Annotated in this window: 8 protein-coding genes; 3 read left to right on the top strand and 5 right to left on the bottom strand. The window is 60.2% G+C overall.

The window, feature by feature from the left end:
- The first annotated feature begins 310 nt into the window (after positions 1-310).
- Entirely contained in the window at positions 311-1,066 is a 756-nt protein-coding gene (locus JNB91_RS08825) for a DUF6030 family protein (protein WP_220325130.1), read from the top strand.
- A gap of 114 nt (positions 1,067-1,180) precedes the next feature.
- Complete coding sequence (locus tag JNB91_RS08820) at positions 1,181-1,966, top strand: metallophosphoesterase (protein WP_220325129.1); 786 nt, start codon at positions 1,181-1,183, stop codon at positions 1,964-1,966.
- 18 nt (positions 1,967-1,984) lie between these two features.
- Here JNB91_RS08820 and JNB91_RS08815 read toward each other — a convergent pair whose 3' ends face one another.
- The 4 genes from JNB91_RS08815 to JNB91_RS08800 form a co-directional block, all read right to left on the bottom strand.
- Complete coding sequence (locus tag JNB91_RS08815; protein WP_220325128.1) at positions 1,985-2,794, bottom strand: SDR family NAD(P)-dependent oxidoreductase; 810 nt, start codon at positions 2,792-2,794, stop codon at positions 1,985-1,987.
- A 16-nt stretch (positions 2,795-2,810) separates the two neighbouring features.
- Positions 2,811-4,238: an aminotransferase class I/II-fold pyridoxal phosphate-dependent enzyme gene (locus tag JNB91_RS08810; RefSeq protein WP_430736259.1), complete on the bottom strand. Its 1,428-nt coding sequence runs from the start codon at positions 4,236-4,238 to the stop codon at positions 2,811-2,813.
- Positions 4,235-11,671, bottom strand: coding sequence for a type I polyketide synthase (locus JNB91_RS08805; RefSeq protein ID WP_220325127.1), 7,437 nt, complete (start codon positions 11,669-11,671; stop codon positions 4,235-4,237). Before JNB91_RS08805 ends, JNB91_RS08810 begins: the two co-directional genes overlap by 4 nt.
- 178 nt (positions 11,672-11,849) lie before the next feature.
- Positions 11,850-13,028, bottom strand: coding sequence for a polysaccharide biosynthesis/export family protein (locus tag JNB91_RS08800; protein WP_220325126.1), 1,179 nt, complete (start codon positions 13,026-13,028; stop codon positions 11,850-11,852).
- A gap of 360 nt (positions 13,029-13,388) precedes the next feature.
- Between JNB91_RS08800 and JNB91_RS08795 the strand changes: the two genes are divergently transcribed.
- The gene (locus tag JNB91_RS08795; protein ID WP_220325125.1) at positions 13,389-14,237 is read left to right on the top strand and encodes a DUF6030 family protein; all 849 of its coding nucleotides are present in this window, start codon (positions 13,389-13,391) and stop codon (positions 14,235-14,237) included.
- On the opposite strand, the gene JNB91_RS08790 is transcribed toward JNB91_RS08795, so the two are convergent.
- Positions 14,214-17,666, bottom strand: coding sequence for an ATP-binding protein (locus JNB91_RS08790; RefSeq protein WP_220325124.1), 3,453 nt, complete (start codon positions 17,664-17,666; stop codon positions 14,214-14,216). The two genes, JNB91_RS08795 and JNB91_RS08790, sit on opposite strands and share 24 nt — an antisense overlap.
- Positions 17,667-17,668: the final 2 nt, after the last annotated feature.

The following is a 17,668-nucleotide window of genomic DNA, read 5'->3' as shown; positions in this document are numbered from 1 at the left end:
GCAAATCAAATAACTGGATTTGTTGATAGTTTTAAGTTGGATTTAAAGATCATATCGATAACAAAAACATATCGACCGTCGTGGTTTTACGTTTCGCGGGATATCCGCATGAACCTGCGGCGCGCTTTGAACTTCCCGAAATTAGGTGATATAAAAATGGTGAGGAGATTTTCGTGGCGGGACCTGCCGCCACGTCGGATCCGAAGCTTTCTGTCCACTCCGAGCCATGGATCCGATGGCACCTCGACCGCGCTCACATAAGGCTGCCTCACCACCGCGACCGGCAAGACGCTGGCCGCTGCTCCTGTTTATGCTCGCCGTCATAGCCGCCGTTGCCGCTACGGTTCTGCTGGCGAATGAACAGCGCAACTTCAAGGCATTTGCACGCGTTATCGGTATTCCACTTCCTGAGGCTGTCGTTAGTCCGGCCCCTGCCCCGCCAGAACGTGAAATCAGTCAAGTGCCCAAACCCGTTCATCGTTGGCCGTGGCCCGATTTCGCCATGACACCCGACCTTATCGAACCGATCCCCACGCCGGCAGACATGTGCAGCAGGCAGGCCACAGGTGCGCAGGAATTGCCTGCCTTTTCGGAATCGCAGCAACGCGGCTGGGAGTGTTCCATGTTGCGGGATGGGTTCGGCGCGAACCATTCGGCCTCGCTCTTTCTGCAGGCACGCGGCGCCCTGCATGAGCCTGCTGACAGCATTCGCGTGAAATTCAATCTCGCAGGCGGCAGGCTGGACGGTGACCTCGCAGCACAGGCTCTCGCCTTCTTCCGTTCGGCCGCTTCGATGCCGCGCGATCCGGCATTATCCGAAGCCTTGACCAAGCTGCTGACGACCCAGGCAGACTTCTATTTCTTCGCAGGGTATCAAAGCCTGACGTTCCGGCAGGAGATCGGCAACCCGGGACGATACAATTTCATTGGGTCAGACAGGACATCAAGAACACTGGTGGATCCCCCTATTGCCTTGTCCATGGAGCGACAGGTTGGTGGATCTGCACAGGACGCAAGGACGGCAAGGCTCCCCCGTCTCTTAACCCTGCCTGCAGGAAGTGATTGAAGATCGGCAAATTTGCGAATATCGGCAATATGTTAACCCTCCTTTAGGGACGGGTTCCCATTGTCGATGGGATGTTCTTGTCCATATTTAGCCTGTCTACGATTGGCGGCATCAATGCGTAAACTCATCGGCTGGATGAAAGGTCGCCCAAAGGGCCAGCCTTCTCTGCCTTCCCGACGCCGGATAGATCTGGGAGACAAACCTGCCAGCTACCCTATCTATGCGATCGGCGATGTGCATGGCTGCTTGAACGAACTGCAGCAAGCGGAAGCCCGCATTGCCGCCGATATGGCAATGACAGGGCGTCCTGGAATGATCGTCCTGCTTGGCGACTATGTGGACCGCGGCCCAAGCTCCTATCAGGTTATAGAGCATCTGCAGAAGCCAAGTGAACTGGGTTTGCGAAGAGTGGCGCTCTGCGGCAATCACGACGACATTTTCAGCAAGTTCATCGACGAACCGGAAAAATACTCCGACTGGCTTCGCCTTGGCGGCGAGCAGACGCTGATTTCCTACGGCATGGATATCAATCAGCTGACCGCTGCGAAAAATGGCAGGCTGAACGATCTCAGGCAGGCGCTTGGCAAGGCCGTTCCGACAAGCCACCAACAGTTTCTTGCCAATCTTCCGATCTACCTGAAGATCGGCAATATCGTGTTCGTTCATGCGGGCTTGCGCCCAAGGGTGGCATTGGACAATCAGACGGATGAAGACCTGATGTGGATCCGCGAGCCGTTTCTCAGCCAAGGTCCCGGTCAACCATTGCTGGTCGTCCATGGTCATACCCCGCAGCCGACGCCGGATATCAGCCTGGGACGTATCGGGATCGACACGGGCGCCTATTACAGCGGCAAACTGACCGTGCTGAAAATCGACGGCAGCCACAAGGCCTTTGTCTGAGAGCGGCCGAGCCTGCACCTATCTGCTTAATTTTAGCCGATACCAGATTTCGATGAACGGCCGGACCAGAGGGCCGAACAGGGCGAGCGCCGCAATCGAGCCTGTGAAATAGACATGAGCGCTGCGGCGATCGATGCCGGCCACAAGCCTGGCTGCAATCTCTTCCGGCCGTCTCGGCTTGATACGACCCATCAGAATTTCGGCTTCTCGCGGCCGGCTTTGAAGCTCTCGGGCAAGCTGGGGCGTGTCGGTATCGGGCGGAAAGCAGATGCCGACGGTCACGCCCCCTGCTCCCCCCACTCGCACGCCCTTCGACATGGCCTCCAGGCGCAGGGCGTCAGCGAAACCGACCAATGCGGATTTCGAGCCACAATAAGCGGCATAGGCGGGAATTCCGATGAAGGCGGCAGCCGAGGAGACGATCATGATACGCCCCTCCCCGCGCGCTCTCATAGTCGCATAGACATCCCGCACCGTATTGACCACACCGGTGAAATTGGTCCGCCACTGGGCTTCGAAAGCTTCCGTCGTCTGCTCATGAAACCAGCCCGGCTCGACGAGGCCAGCGGATGCGACGAGGATATCGCATGGTCCGTGAGCCGCTTCGCAAGACTTTATCGCGGCTGAAATTTCGATGCCGACGGCAGCATCAGCGGAGACGACAAAGACCTTGGTTGCGCCTGCGGAATGCTGTTCAATCTCTTTGCGGGCCGTTTCCAGACGGTCTGCATTGCGGGCAATCAACGAGACCGAAGCGCCGCGGCGCGCATAGATCTTTGCAACTTCAAGGCCTATGCCGCTCGATCCCCCGGTTACGACGACATGCATGGCCGCGCTCCCGAAATCAGCTGTTGGGCGATTGAAGCAGCGGAGAAAGCAGCATCATCTTTTCCATATCAAGCGAGGCCAGGCCGAACTTGCGCTCTTCCAGGCTTTTCAGGCGACGCGAAGTCGCTTCGACGGCATGGCGGATCTGCTCTTCCGTGTGATTGCAGGTGATGAAGAAGCGCAGCCGCGCCTGCCCTTCCGGCACCGCCGGGTGGATGATGGGCAGTGCATTGACGCCATCTTCCAGAAGCTCGTTCGATAGCTGCACAGCCCGAAGCGAATCGCCAACCAGAACCGGGACGACGGAAAACCCGACGCTCAGGCCCGTGTCGAGCCCGGCCTTTCTGGCCTCTTCCAGAAACAATGCGCCGTTGCGGTGAAGCTTTTCGGTCCGTTCCGGTTCGCTGCGCAGGATCTCGAGACCGGCCTTTGCGGCTGCGGCCAGAACCGGCGCCAGTCCGACGCTATAGACGAAGCCACCGGCCTCGGCTTTCAGGATATCGGCAAGCGCCTGGGATCCGGCAATATAACCGCCGCAGCTCGACGTCGTCTTGGACAGGGTTCCCATCCAGATATCGACGTCCTGCGGATCGATATCGAAATGCTCGAACGTGCCCCTGCCCGTCTTGCCGAGAACGCCAAGCGCATGGGCCTCATCGACCATCAACCAAAAACCGTAGCGGTTGCGCAGTTCCAAGAGCCGCGGCAGATCGGCAATATCTCCATCCATGGAATAGACGCCCTCGACGATAACGAGGACACGCCGGAATTCCGATGCGAGCGTCTTCAGCACTGTTTCGAGATTGTCGACATCGTTGTGGCGGAACAGCCGCCGCGTTGCGCCCGACTGCTTGATGCCCGCAAGTGCACTGTTGTGGATGAATTCGTCGTGGATGACGAGGTCCTGCGGGCCGACGAGACAGCTGATGGCCGCAACATTGGTGAGATAACCGCTGACGAAGCAGACGGCTGCCTCTACGCCATAGACCTCGGCAAGCAACGCTTCGAGTTCGGTATGGACGGGACGCTCACCGGCAACCAGACGGCTGGCGGAAGCGGAAATTCCATATCGATCGATCGCCTCCTTGGCACGGCTCGTGACCTTCGGATCCGTGTTCGTTCCGAGATAGTCGTAGGATGCAAAGTTGGCGAAGTCCCGGCCGTCCATAACCGTGGTGGCGCCTGCCGCAACATCGTGCGAGCGATAGAACGGATTATCCACCCCGATCACCTCGCCCACCTTCCGCTGCGTCAATACACGCTGATATTCGGGAAGCTGATCGAATTTCGGGCTCTGGCGAACAGAAACCTGCGGCTGGCGGTTCAAGCGCGCTTCGCGATTGCGGCCGGAAGCTTCGCTGGTCTGTCGCATCTTTTCCAGAAAACCAAGCTTGGCGCCTCCGGTTGGAGACGCGGTCGTTTCCGGCTTGTCTTTCTTGGTCACTGAGAAGCTGCTTTCTGGCTTTGGGTCGAGTGGCTCTTGACCAGACGGTCGAGCACCTCGTCCTGCTGCGGGGTCTCCTCCTCCCCGCCACTGCGTTTCGAAACTCTCTCACGCAGGCGCGTGACCACGTCACTCACCGTCGTGTCCTCGCCTACACCACTCAAGGGAATATCAAATCCGGTCTTCTGCTGGAAGCTCATGCCGAGTTCCATCGCCATCAGGCTGTCGAGGCCGACATCCTTGAGGACCTTTTCCGGCGTGATGCTATCTTCGGTGACGCGCAGGATGGCGGCGATTTCGGCCGCGACAATCTTGTGCAGGATCGCCTGCGCTTCATCGGCGGACTTGCCTTCGATCAACGCTTCGAGATCGATCTGATCGCCATCGCCAGACGATTGCGCATTGCCGGCGGCCCGCATGGCGGTCTCGAACAGGCTGGCTGTCGAGATCGGCAGCATGCGCACGGCGTTCCAGTCGACTTCTGCGATCATCACGGCTGCACCATCGATACTGCCGGTCTCGCTCGCAAGATAATTTTCGACCTGTTCCAGCGCATCACGCGCCTTCATTGCGGTCTTGCCGATCCTCTTCGACAGGATCTCGTTGACCTCGGCATTGCGTGCCAGAAAGCCGGTATCGGCAATTGCGCCGAAACCGACGGCCAGAGCCGGGCGGCCGGCAGCGCGACGGGCGCGGGCAAGCCCTTCGAGATAGCCGTTGGCGATAACATAGTTCGCCTGTCCGGGATTGCCGAGCATGGTGGTGGCGGACGAGAAGAGCAGGAACAGTTCCAGAGCGTCGTCACGGGTCAGCTTGTCGAGCAGCTCCGCGCCGCGAACCTTGACGTCCACGACCGGACGGTTGCGGTCATCGGTCAGGTTCGACAGGAGAGCGTCGTCCAGCACCATGGCGGCGTGGATGATGCCCTTGATCGGAGCCGCAGAACGCAACTCCGTCAGAAGAGCGGACAAAGCCTGTTCATTGGTGATGTCGCAGGCATGAAGCGTGGCAACGACGCCGAGAGCAGCCCATTTTTCCAGAGCCTTGATCGTCGCTTCATCCGCGACCCCGCGGCGAGAGCACAAAGCGATCCGGCGCGCGCCCTTGGCGACCAGCCAGTCGGCGGCAACGAGACCGAAACCGCCGATGCCACCGGCAACGAGGAAGGTTCCGTCATCGCTGAAACGTACAGTCCGGTCGGTGGCAATCATCACCTGATCCCTGCCGCGGACCGGCGGGCGGATAACGATCTTGCCGATCTGGCCGGCATTCTGCATCAGGCGGAACGCGCTGCCGATCTCGTCATAGCCGAAGGCGCGATAAGGCAGAGGCACCAGATCGCCGCGCTCGAATAGTTCGCCTATCTCGGCAAAAATCCGCTTGGTGATCTTCGGCTGGTTGACCAGCAACTGGTCGGCATCGATGCCGAAATAGCTGATATTGCGACGGAACGGCCGCAGGCCGATCTTGCGGTCGGAATAATAGTCGCGCTTGCCGAGTTCGAGGAAGCGGCCGAAGGGTTTTACCAGTTCGAGGCTTCGCTCCATCGCTTCGGAGAAGAGCGAGTTGAGGACGAGATCGACACCCTCGCCATTCGTGACCGCACGAACGCGCGAGACGAAATCCAGCGAGCGGCTGTCGAAGATATGGTCGGCGCCGAGCGTTTCGAGGAAGCGGCGTTTTTCGACCGTACCCGCCGTGGCGATGACCTTTGCGCCCTTCAGCTTGGCGATCTGCAGTGCTGCAAGACCGACGCCGCCTGCGGCGCCATGAATGAGGATCGTTTCGCCCTCTTCGATATGGCCAAGCTGGACCATGGCGTAATAGGCCGTCAGGAAGGCGACCGGCACCGTGGCCGCGGCTGAATAATCAAGCCGATCGGGGAATTTCGTCACACCGTCACGGCGGACACGAACATGGGTGGAGAAGGCGGCCGGGCCGATGCCCATGACGCGATCGCCTGGCTTGAGATCCGTGACGGAAGAACCGACGCGCTCGACGCGCCCGGCCATTTCCATGCCAATGGTTGCGCCGGCGAAACCGTCTTCCAGTGCTTCTTCGGGCAAAAGCCCCATCGACCACATGACGTCGCGGAAATTCAGACCTGCAGCTTCGACCGCGATGATGACCTCGCCATCACCCGGCTCGCGAAGCACGCAGCTTTCCCAGACGATGCTGTCGACGCGACCGCTGGTCCGCTGGTGGATCGTCGCGGCCTCGAAATCAGCGGTGGTCGTATCGCGGCCTGCGGACGGACCGGAAGCCGCACGGATTTCAACGAGACCGTGTTCACCGGCAAGCCATTCGCGATTGGCGCTTTCGACCGTTGCAATCCGATCGATGAGGGCAATCGCCTGCTTGCCTTCGGCATCGATCATGTGAATGTCGATGGCGTCATATTCGTTCTGCAGAACGCGGGCGAAAGTCCACAGACCGCCATTGGCCGCATCGCTGTTTTCACCGGCAAGCGGAGATCCGCCCGGCGCAAGCACGATGAGGCGTGGCCTGACCGCGGAACCGCCTGCCTGGCGGGTCATTCCCTCGGCCAGCGCCTTGAAGCGCGACAGTCTTGAAATCTCAAGAGCCGAAACGGCCTGACCGGCACCGCGATCGGCGAGATAGGCCATGCAGATCGGAGACTGACTGCCTTCCGGCACCAGTTCCAGAGCGCGTTCCGACTCGGCAGCCTGAACGATCGCAGCATCGACAAAGGACGGAGCGAGCATCTGTTCGGATGCCTGTTCGGCAACAATGATAAGCCTGCCCCTGCCCGTTTCGGCAGCCACAGTCTCGGATTTCACGCGCGAATGGGCGATGGCGACGACGAGCGCGCCCTCTTCCACCTGCATGTCGTTGACGGATGCAACGTCGAAACCGAGATCGGACAGCAGAGTTTCCACCTGAGCCGCGGTCGCCAACCGGCCGACCGGGAATTCGGCAGACTGGCTTGCCGCGAACCATCCCTCCGACAGACCGAAAGCAAAATCGTTGAATGCCGAGGGAGCACGATCGCCAAAAGTGATCGCAGCACCCGATGCCGCGGCCGAACGCAGCGCCTGGCGCACATCCTCGTCACCGGTCAGCATTGACTGGCTGGACAGGCCGCCTGCAACGATCAGGTCCACATGCTTGAGGCCGGCAAGAGCCTTGGGCTCTATGACCGAGACATGGACATTCTGCTCGAACGCCAGTTCCAGCATGCGTCGTGCATTTTCGTTCGGCTCGGCAATCACAAGCGTTGCGCCGATCGATGCGGAGAGACCGGCAAGCCGGGTGCTGACCGACTGGCTTGTCGTGCCCAGCTCGACGATGAAACGGATTTTTCCAGAATTTTCGCGGCAGAAGCGTTCCGTCAGATCAAAACCGCTTGCGGCGCGGCGAAGACCGAGCGGCGAATGGACCAGAACGTGGTCGAGCGTTGCTTCGCTGATATTGCTCGTGTGTTCGCTTTCAGCCTCGTCGGCGGGCTTTCCTGCGAGCATGAGATGTTCGAGCGCATCGCGATAGACGTCATTGACCAGCACTGCTTCAGCGATGCGTGACGAGTCTTCGCGGTAGATTTCCTGGATCAGTTCATCGACACCCGGGAACGAGAAGTCTTGCGGGATATTCCAGCCGTCATCAGAGGACACGGCGATGCCGGCATCTTCCAGGGTGAACAGGCAGGATGTCAGGAAGGCGCGGAAATCCCGGTCGCCGGGCAAGGATGCCGACGAAAGCCTGCCATCGCCATCGGCGAGCGACAGGGCAATCTCGTGGCTTGCACGATAGACCGCCGCATCGATCATCAGCGATGCATTGTCCTTGGCGTCGGACGATACAAGCTCGGCCAGAGCCGGCAGGTTGAATGCCGGCGCATCCGACACCGCCAAAAGCGCACTCGGCACGGCGTCGAAATGGAAGGCAACAGTATCCAGCGTGTGATGACGGCGCAGGGACGTGCGACGGAAGCGGCAATCCGAAAGAACCGCAACCTGATCGCCATCCGCGTCGAAAAGCCGGAAATTGACCTTGATCGAGAAATTGCTGAACCGCTCGATCTCGATCCGCGCCTTGGCGATTGCGCGACCTCTGCCCGCGACGCGGATGGAGCCGAACCGAACCGGGATGTAGGGAGATCCGGCCTCAGTTCCCGAAAGCCGATCGAACATCGCGACGAGCCCGTGGAAGGCGGCATCGACGGAGAACGGGTTGAGGTTATAGCCGATATAGGGATGGGCGGGAGCCGCCGCTTCCTTCAACTCGACTTCAACGACATTCTCGCCATAAGGCACCGCCTTGGACAGGAGCTGGAAGCGCGGTCCGTATTGCAGGCCGAAACGCTCCGCCATCTCATAAACCTCGGCAGACGAGAGGCTATCGCCGCCTTCTGTGGATACGGTGACATCGAACCGGTGGCTGTCCTCATCCACCGGGCGTCGACAACGGCCGACGGCGTGAACGGTCCAGTCGTCACTGCTGAGCCGTTCGCGCGAACGAATCTCGATATTGCCGGTTTCCGGAGAAATCAGCGTCGAAAGCTCAAGCATCCGATCAGGACGCAATTCGAGCGGCCGGACGATCTCCATGTTGGAAATCTCGATCTCGTCAGTGCCGAAATGCGCCTGGGCGGCAGTGACCGCGATTTCCAGGAACCCGGCTCCCGGCAAGATCGCGCGACCATCGACAACATGCTCCGCCAGATCCGGGAAGAGCAGCGCATCGACATGGTTTTTCCAGTGCGACCCGTTCGGATCGTTTCGCCAGCCGAGAAGCGTGTAGCTGTTCTTGAAATCCCGACCGAACATGTCGATTTCGTCGGTGGTTGCCGGCACTTTGAGCGCGCTCGGTTCGAACGGCAAAGGCGGCAGGTCGACGACCGGGTTGCGTGTGCCTGAATGCCTGGATGGTGCTGGTATCGCGCCATGGGCAATAGCACGCGCAAACGAGCGGGCGATAGGATCACGGCCTTCGACGGGTGTCTCGCGCTGCAGCGAACCGATCACGGTTGCCGGCTGGGCCTTGCTCTTGGCGATTTCCGAGACGTAGTTCGACAGGATCGTGCGCGGAGAAATCTCGATGAAGAGATTGCAGCCGAGATCGAGGGCCGCTTCGGTTGCAGAGCGGAAGAGAACCGGCTCACGCACATTGTGCCACCAATATTCGGCATCGAGACCACGACCGTCATAGATCCCGCCGGTGACGGTGGAAATGAAGGTACAGGCAGCAGCCTGCGGCTCGATCGCCGGCAATTCCGCGAGGAAGCCATCGCGAGCGCTGTCGATGATCGGATGATGGAACGGGTAGTTGATATCGAGGATATGGACGACCGTCTGGGCCTTGCGGGCAGCATCGCGGAAGGCCTGGATTTCTGCGATCGGTCCGGAAATCGTCACGGAGTTCGGTGCGTTTACCGCCGCAACGTGGATGCCATCCAGACCATGCGCCTTTGCAAATGCAACAGCAGCGTCTTCGCCCATCACGGCGGCGGCCATCTTGCCCTGCCCTGCGAAGAGATGCTGGGAATGCGAGCGCTTGGCAACGATCGCAACGGCTTCGGCAGCCGTCAGCGCCTTCGACGCATAGGCGGCAGCAATCTCACCGACCGAGTGGCCGAAAACGACATCGGGCCTGATGCCATAAGCGCTCAGGCTATCCGAAAGCGACGCCTGGACGGCAAACAGCAGCGGCTGGGCAATCGTCGCGTCGGCCAGCCGTGTTCCCAGATCGTCTGCGACGATGAGATCCGTCAGCTTTTCGCCGAGATGATACTCGAACAGCGCGCTGAAGGATTGGAAATACTGGCGGAAATGCGGGTTCTCGCGATAGGCTTCGACGCCCATTCCGGCCCATTGCGCACCATTGCCGGAAAAGACGAAGGCGATCTTGCCGAGCGAAGACGGCGCTTCGCCGCGCTCGCCGTCAGACGCCTCACCCGAAAGATGCGTCTTGATGGCATCGAGGACGCCGCGTTCGCCGCGTGCATCGACGGCAAACCGATATTTGAGAGCATCCCTGTTCGTTGTCGTGGCGGCAATGATGCGGCGTGCTTTATCCGGCGCTGCGGCCGACAGGCGGGCACGATAATCCTTAAGCAGGTTTTCCAGTGCGCTGGCGCTATGGGCGCTGGCCAGGAACAGCAAGTTGTCGCCCTTGGCGGGCGAAGCTGCCTGTGTGACCGGTTCGGGGTCGCCTATGACGACATGCGCATTGGTGCCGCCGAAGCCGAAGGAATTGATGCCGACAAGCCGCGCTTCCTTGGCCGGAAGCAGTTTGACGGCTGCAGTATTGACCCTGACATTGAGGGCATCGAAATCGATGTCTTCGTTCGCCGTTTCGATATGCAGCGTCGCCGGAAGGTAGTCGTTCTCGAGCGCCAGCATGGCCTTGAACAGGCCAAGAAGGCCGGAGACCGGCTCCGTGTGACCGATATTCGACTTGATCGAGCCGATAGGCAGCGGCGCGCGGCGCTTCTGGCCGATGACTTTACCGATGGCCCAGACTTCGGCAGGGTCGCCGACGCGGGTACCGGTGCCATGGCCTTCGATGAAGGCGACGCGGTTCACGTCGATGCCCTGCCGGTCATAGATGGAGCTCAGCAGCTCGGCCTGCGCCTCACGCGATGGCAAGCTGATGCCGTTGGTGCGGCCGGAGGAATTGACGCCGGTCGCATGAATACGGGCATAACTGCGGTCATGGTTCTGTCGCGCGAGATCGCTGCGACGCAGGACGATTACCGCACCACCTTCCGCGCGGACATACCCCTGGCCATTGGTGTCATAAGCCCGGCAAAGGCCTTCCGGCGACAACATGCGCGCCTGGGCGAAACCGACGAAAGACAGCGGGTGGACGAGAAGATTGACACCGCCGACGATTGCCGTGTCGACATCGCCGCGCTCCAGTGCACGAGCGGCCTGATCCAGCGCCACTAGCGAGGACGAACAGGCCGTATCGATCGTCATGCTCGGACCATTGAGACCGAAAACATGCGAGATACGGTTGGAGACGATCGAAAGCGTATTGCCCGTCATGAAATACGGGCTGCCGGAGGCCGGATCTTCTGCCGACAGATTGCCGCTGTCGAGGCTGGAGGCGCCGATATAGACGCCGACCCGCTCCCGGGCGAGCGAGCTTACCGGCAGGTTGGCATCCTCAAGAGCCTTCCAGACCAGCGTCAACAATATGCGCTGCTGCGGGTCCATCTGCATGGCCTCGCGCTGCGACAGACCGAAGACTGCAGGATCGAAATCATAAACCGCGTCGATGACGCCAGCCGCGAATGTGTAGGTTTTTCCAGGTGTCCCTTGAGTGGGGTGCCAGAAACGAGCCAACTCCCACCGGTCAGCAGGGATTTGCGTGACGGTGCAACGACCGGTTCTAAGAACGTGCTGCAACTCTTCAATGGAGCTGGCACCGGGCGCAACGCAGGCTCGGCCAATTACTTCTATCGTCATCGTCACTCTTATGTTCATCACAGCTATAGTAGCTGATGCAGATTTAAGCCGACATCGACTTTAACAACATACTTGCCCCTAGTTGTCACGAGAAAAGCAGAACGAACCACTACTTCCAGATGACAATCCAGGATTATTACAATCAATGATGCAGGTGCATATACGCCCGGCCTTGCGGTTAGTCACTCAGATTGTTGGAAATCGCGGCGCCCTGAACGGCGATCCCGACAGGCGTGCCAATGACGCGCAGGAACTTGGTCAGGTCGACAGCCGGATGGCGCGATGCATAGATCACGTCACGGCTTTTCACGGGGAAGGTCTGGCCGACGAGCATGCTGTCAGGCCGGCTCATGTCGAACCTGTAGACGATCGGATAGCGGCCATTCTTGTCCGGCTGCATGCCCTTGCGCGTGAGTTCATCGAACCGGCGCTGGCCCAGAAGCCCGAGGACCACTTCTGGATCCTCGTAACGGAACAGGAAGAAGCCTTTCGCATTGACGGCCTCGTCATTGCCGCCTCGGCCGAGCGCAACCGCTTCGAGAAGGTTCAGATCGTTGGCGCCGAATGCGATCCGCGAATTGCTCTTGACGGCTCCAAGCAGCGTGAAGGTGCGTGGATCCTGGGTTACGAAAATCTGGTCGCCAGGCTGGACATAAATGTTTTCAGACGGGTTCTCGATGATCGACTTCATCAGCGCCGTACCCGTGCGCTTGCCGCGAACGAGCGTGACATAGGTCTCATAGGGCTGAGCGGTCGGCCCACCAGCCTTGGCGATGACATCGGAAATCTGCTCGCCATTCAGGTTGAGCGGGATCTGCGCCGATTTATTGACAGCACCGGCAACGGTGACCGAGCGCGACGGCGTATCGCCCATGGCAATGATGACATCCGGCTCGACGGCCTTGCTCTTGAGAGAAGACAGGATTTCCTGGCGGGCCTGCTCAAGTGTGCGACCGGCGAATCGCACGGTACCGACATAAGGGATAGCAGCGGTACCGTCCGGTTGCACGACGACATCAATCGCGGCCTGCTTGCTATCGGTGGTCGAGAACAGGCCATCGGCACCGGCTTCGAAGATCGTGACCTTCAACTGGTCACCGATACCGATCACCGCCCTGCCTGCACCGCCGCCAATGCCGAATCGGCGCTTCAGTGCGGTCGAAACATAGTCCGACACCAGTCTTGCAGTGTGATTATCAACGTCGACAATATCGAAAACCGCGGCGTTTACACGGCCGATCTCGGCCGGAGACCGACCAGCGTCCTCGTTAATCGCGGAGGCCAGAGGCCCTTCCCCCGGAACCGCCTGACATCCCGCCAGGGCAGCACAAAGAACGATCGCAGTCACTCGAACCAAATCTCGATACTCCAAGCCAGGATCGTGCGAGCGCTGACTTGCCCCGCTTGATCCAGAATTTCACGTCCTTGAAAGCACACCGGACGACGAACGACAAGCTTCATGGCTTGGGCTCCCCGGAAAATAAAACCTGGTGCGGTTTTAAGGCCATAGTCACCAGCGAACTGGTACTCAGAAGCGAAACTAAAAAAGTTAACTTAAATGCCTACTAATTAACGTGGTTAACGGGCGCTCGGAAGCCGCGCGGTGATGTCGGAATGGTCGCTTTCCGTTCACCATTGCCGCTAAACACACTTGGACACGGGCTTGCCGGATATGCCAAAGCTTGTCGGCATTTGAACCTGAAACGGAGCAATCTCCTTGGCGGACAAGGCGGAACTTCTGACGCCTCTGATGCGCCACCGAAGACGGCGGCGTGCAGCAAAGGCGTTCGGCGTTCTGCTGCTTCTCGGCCTCACGCTGCTTGTTGCTATCGTTCTTATGGTCAATGACGGACGCAATTACCGTCGGCTTGCGGAATGGCTCGGGGTGGAAGAATACCTCGCGCGACCTTTCGCCGCTGCGCCGCCGCCCGCTTTGCGCGCGCGGCGAATGACACGCGTTGTCGATGCGCCGCCCCGACTCATCGATCCCGCAGTCGGTCGTTACGACCGATTCCGCGTTCTCCCCCGCCTGACTTCGCATGAGCGGTGCGAGCGGCTCGGGGAGGATGGCCCTGCTGCGAATTTCCAGGCCGCCGGCGGAGAATGGGAATGCCTGTTTTCGAAGGAGCTAGGAACGACGGCGGAACCCTCCGTGCTTTTCGCCCAGATCAAAGGAACATCGTCCAGCACCTTCCGCACGTTCCGCCTCAAGCTCAGCCTGCTCGATCCACGGCAGGACGAAGAAATGTTCCGGCTGGTCGCCAATTCCTTAGATCGTTTCGGCCTGGAACTGACACCGGAAAACCGGCGCTATCTCAATGATAGAATTCGGGCCGGCGACACCTTCTCATCGAGACTGGAAGGGTATCGTATCAGCTACGATCGAGAGAGAGACGACGATCGTCGATCCAACCTGCTGATCACGCAAATTCCTCAGATCTCAGCCTGCAGCGGACCTATACCGATCTCACGCGGATATCCGATGCAATCCTCGACCGCACCGATCATGCTCGAATGCCTGCCGCTGCCGAAGCCTCGCTTGTCACGCCCGATCCAGGCGGACTAGATCGACATCGTCACCCAGTTCGCGCTCAGCGGCGTCAAGCAGGCTCATCTGGTGGGTAAAGAGGATCGACTGGAAGGCACCGCTTGACGCGGCCAGCGTGCGAAGCCCGGCTGCGGTGCGCTCGTCGTCGAATGTCTGGAAGATATCGTCCAGCACCAGCGGCGCCGGTTCGTTACGGCGGCAATAATCCTCAAGGAAGGCCAGTCGAAGCGCGAGATAAAGCTGATCGCCGGTTCCCTCGCTCAATCCGGAAAGCGGCACCTGCTCGCCCGTCTTCCGTTCGACGGCGAGTTGCAGATCGTCGTTGTCGTCATAGACCTGCAGAAGACGGGCAAACCGATTTCCCGTCAGCTGGGAGAAAACCTCGCCCGCGCGCGTCATGACGGGATCGGCCTGACGTTCGCGGTAAGCCTCCATCGAATGACCGAGCATTGCACCGGCGAGCTTCAGCACCACCCAGCGACGCGCGAGGTCCTTCGCTTCCTGTTCGGCCGCCAGTTTTTCGAAGACGGCGCGTTCCGCACCCGTGCCTTTCTCCAGCTCCTGCCTGCGGCGCAGATTGTCGGCTTCCGCCGCACGCAGATCGGCAAGACGATTGATCTGTCGGCTGTCTTCCGCCTCCAGCCGTTCGATTTCGACGCCGGCGGATATCCTGTCGAAACCGACCAAGGCGGTCCGCACGGCCTCTTCCTCCAGACCGTCCGCCTGCTGGATGAACCTGTCACGGCACTGGCTCTCGTTGGCAACAAGCCTTCTGCGCTCGACAAGCGCCGCAAGGACGGCCTCGAGACGATCCGGCTGAACCGTCGCGGCCGTTGCCAGTTCGGTTCGCTCAGCGCTGAGCCTGGCGGCCTCCGCGACATGATGGGTGTGGGAAAGCTCGTTTCTCTCCAGCGCCGTCGTCAATGTCGAGCGCTGGTTGTCCGCCGCGCGCGCCTTGGTGACCCGGTCGTTCAGGAGGCCGCCTGCCACATCGGCCGGGATCGACAGGAGATCGGGTGCCAGCGATCGGCAAAACGTGATGATTTCAACTTCGAAGCCTTCCATGTCACGGGCCATGCCGCGAACACGGCGATCACGATTTTCCCGTTCGGACAAAAGATCCGGCAAGGTGCGCCAAATATCGAGCGCCGCATTCGCCATCTCGATCGTCGCATCTTCGGGCAGCCCCGCGGACGAAGATGCAGCGGCAAAACCTGAGCGCCACAGATCAGCCTTGTTGCGCAGATCGGCCTCGTCCGTTTCCAGCCGTTTGAGCGTCAGGCTTGCGGTGTCGCGCATCCGCTCGATCGTGCGTCCCTCGCTCCACTGGCGGGTAATTTCCTCCAGACGCGCGGAGATTTCCCGCGCCAGGCTTCTTGGCGGCAGGACACCGGAGGATGCCCCGGTGGCATCGGCCAGTGCGGCCAATGCCGGGCGCAGTGTTTCTTCTCTGGACCGCAGCACTTCATATTCATCATCGGCCGCATTCAGAGCGGAGGAAAGCGCTGCCAATCCCTCAACGGCACGACGCCATTCGATCATGCGCTCAGGCGCGCCCGGTGTTACCGGGACAGAATGGAACAGATCCTCGAATTCTGTCACGGCATCGGATGCGGCGATGGAGGCTTGTTTTGCTGCTCCCTCTGCTACGGTGATTGCGTCGGCCTTCTTGCGTTGCTGCAATCTCAGCTGCGCGTGGCGAGAGACGCGTTCCGCGTCGGAAAGCGCCATATCGGCCAGTCGATCCGCCTCCTGAACAGCAGATCTTGCGGTCTGCAAAGCGGCATCGGAAGGCTTGAAGGCCAAAGTATCGATCAGACCGTCACGTTCCTGGCGCGCAAGCTCGATCGTCTCCCGCGAAACTATCCTCCCCTCGCCTTCCAGAAGCACCACCTGATCCTGAAGCTCATCCGCATCGGCTTTCAGCGCTGCGAGCTTCTGCAAGGCCTGCGCGCTTTCCTGTCTCGCTGTCTCGATCAGGCGACGGTGATGGGCAAGCGTCTCCATGTCGGGAAGTGGGACGGCAAGAAGAAGGTCCAGATCCCGAACCGGAGGGTCAAGGCGCGCAGCAGCGGCATCGAGATCGCTTCTTGCGCGGGCAGCACGGATCTTCAATGTTTCGAGATTAGCCAGCTCCTCGATCTCGGGTCGCAAGGCCGCAAGCTGGTCACTCAGGGGCTTGGGATCGACGATACGAGTGACCGGCGCATCGGCTTCGAGTTTGCGCAGCGCATCGGCTTCCTCGTCGATCCGTTTGCGAAGCTGACGCATCTCGCGGCCGAGTTCCCCCCCTTCTTCGACCAGCTGGCGAAGACGTACCAGATCGGAATCAGACGGCTGCATCTTCTCAAGGTCGGAAAACTCCTTGAAGCCCAGACGACGGGAGGCCTGAAGCAGCTTCTGGTCGAAATCCTCGACTTCACCGCGCACGCGCGCGATGTCCTGCCTGGCCTTCAGATAAACGCCACTGCGGCCATAGGCGGCAAGGATTTCGGGCGCGGACGCGAGCAGCGCGTCGTCCACGGTTATCGCCGCGATTTCGTCACGCAGCCTTGCAATCGCATTATCGGATGCGGTGAGCGCGTCTGCGTTCTTGCGCAGAGCATCGAGTGTGGCTGAAAGTTTTTCTTCAAAACCATCCGGAAGGTCGGAAAGGGCCTCATGTTGCGCAAGAAGCGCACGCTCGCGGTCCAGCTCGCGCAATAGCGGTTCCAGCGCCATCTGCCGGCGCAGGCGATCGAGCCCGCGTTTGGTCTCCTCACGCCCATGCTGCAGCGTCTGGATTTCCGCGGCAAGTTCGGCTTCTTCCTTCAGAAGGTTCTTCCAGTCACCCGCCTTCAGCTCGTTTTCCCGCTCGGCCTTGCGGGCTGCATCATGTGCATCGAGTGCCTGGTAGAAACTACGGTCCTTCGACCGGCGCGGGGAATAGATGGCGTCAGCGCCTGCTTCCAGCGACTTGCGCAGATTGGACAGGCCCGTCAGACCGGAGGCGGCGGAAAACAGGAGGCTGCCGATCTCGCCGCCGCTTTTCAGCATGGTCTCTCCGCCGGCACGCAGCTTATCCGAATTCAGGCCGAAAGCGCGCTCGAAAACATCGCGGGAGAGGTTGCCCATGAACGGGGAGAGAGCGTCATCCGGCAAATTTCCCTCTGCCTCGCTGTCAGCGAGCAGCGTGTTCTTGCGCCCCTTGCGGCGGCGGAAGGACAGAGACTGCCCGTCCTTCGCCGTCAGCCCGGCGCCGACACGCAGGACGCCGGCATCGTGCATAAAACCATAGGCAGAGCGTTCGGGAAAACCGAAGAGAAGATCGGAGATTGCCGAGAGCGCCGACGATTTGCCGGCCTCGTTCGGCCCGTAGACGATGTGAAGCTTCGCGTCCGGCCGAAAGACGAGACGGCGATCGGTGAGCGCGCCGTAACGCAAAATGTCGAGACGATCAAAACGCATAG

The sequence above is a fragment of the Aliirhizobium wenxiniae genome (assembly GCF_019511445.1).
Lineage (GTDB): Bacteria > Pseudomonadota > Alphaproteobacteria > Rhizobiales > Rhizobiaceae > Neorhizobium > Neorhizobium wenxiniae_A.
This window is presented reverse-complemented; position numbering and strand designations above follow the sequence as displayed.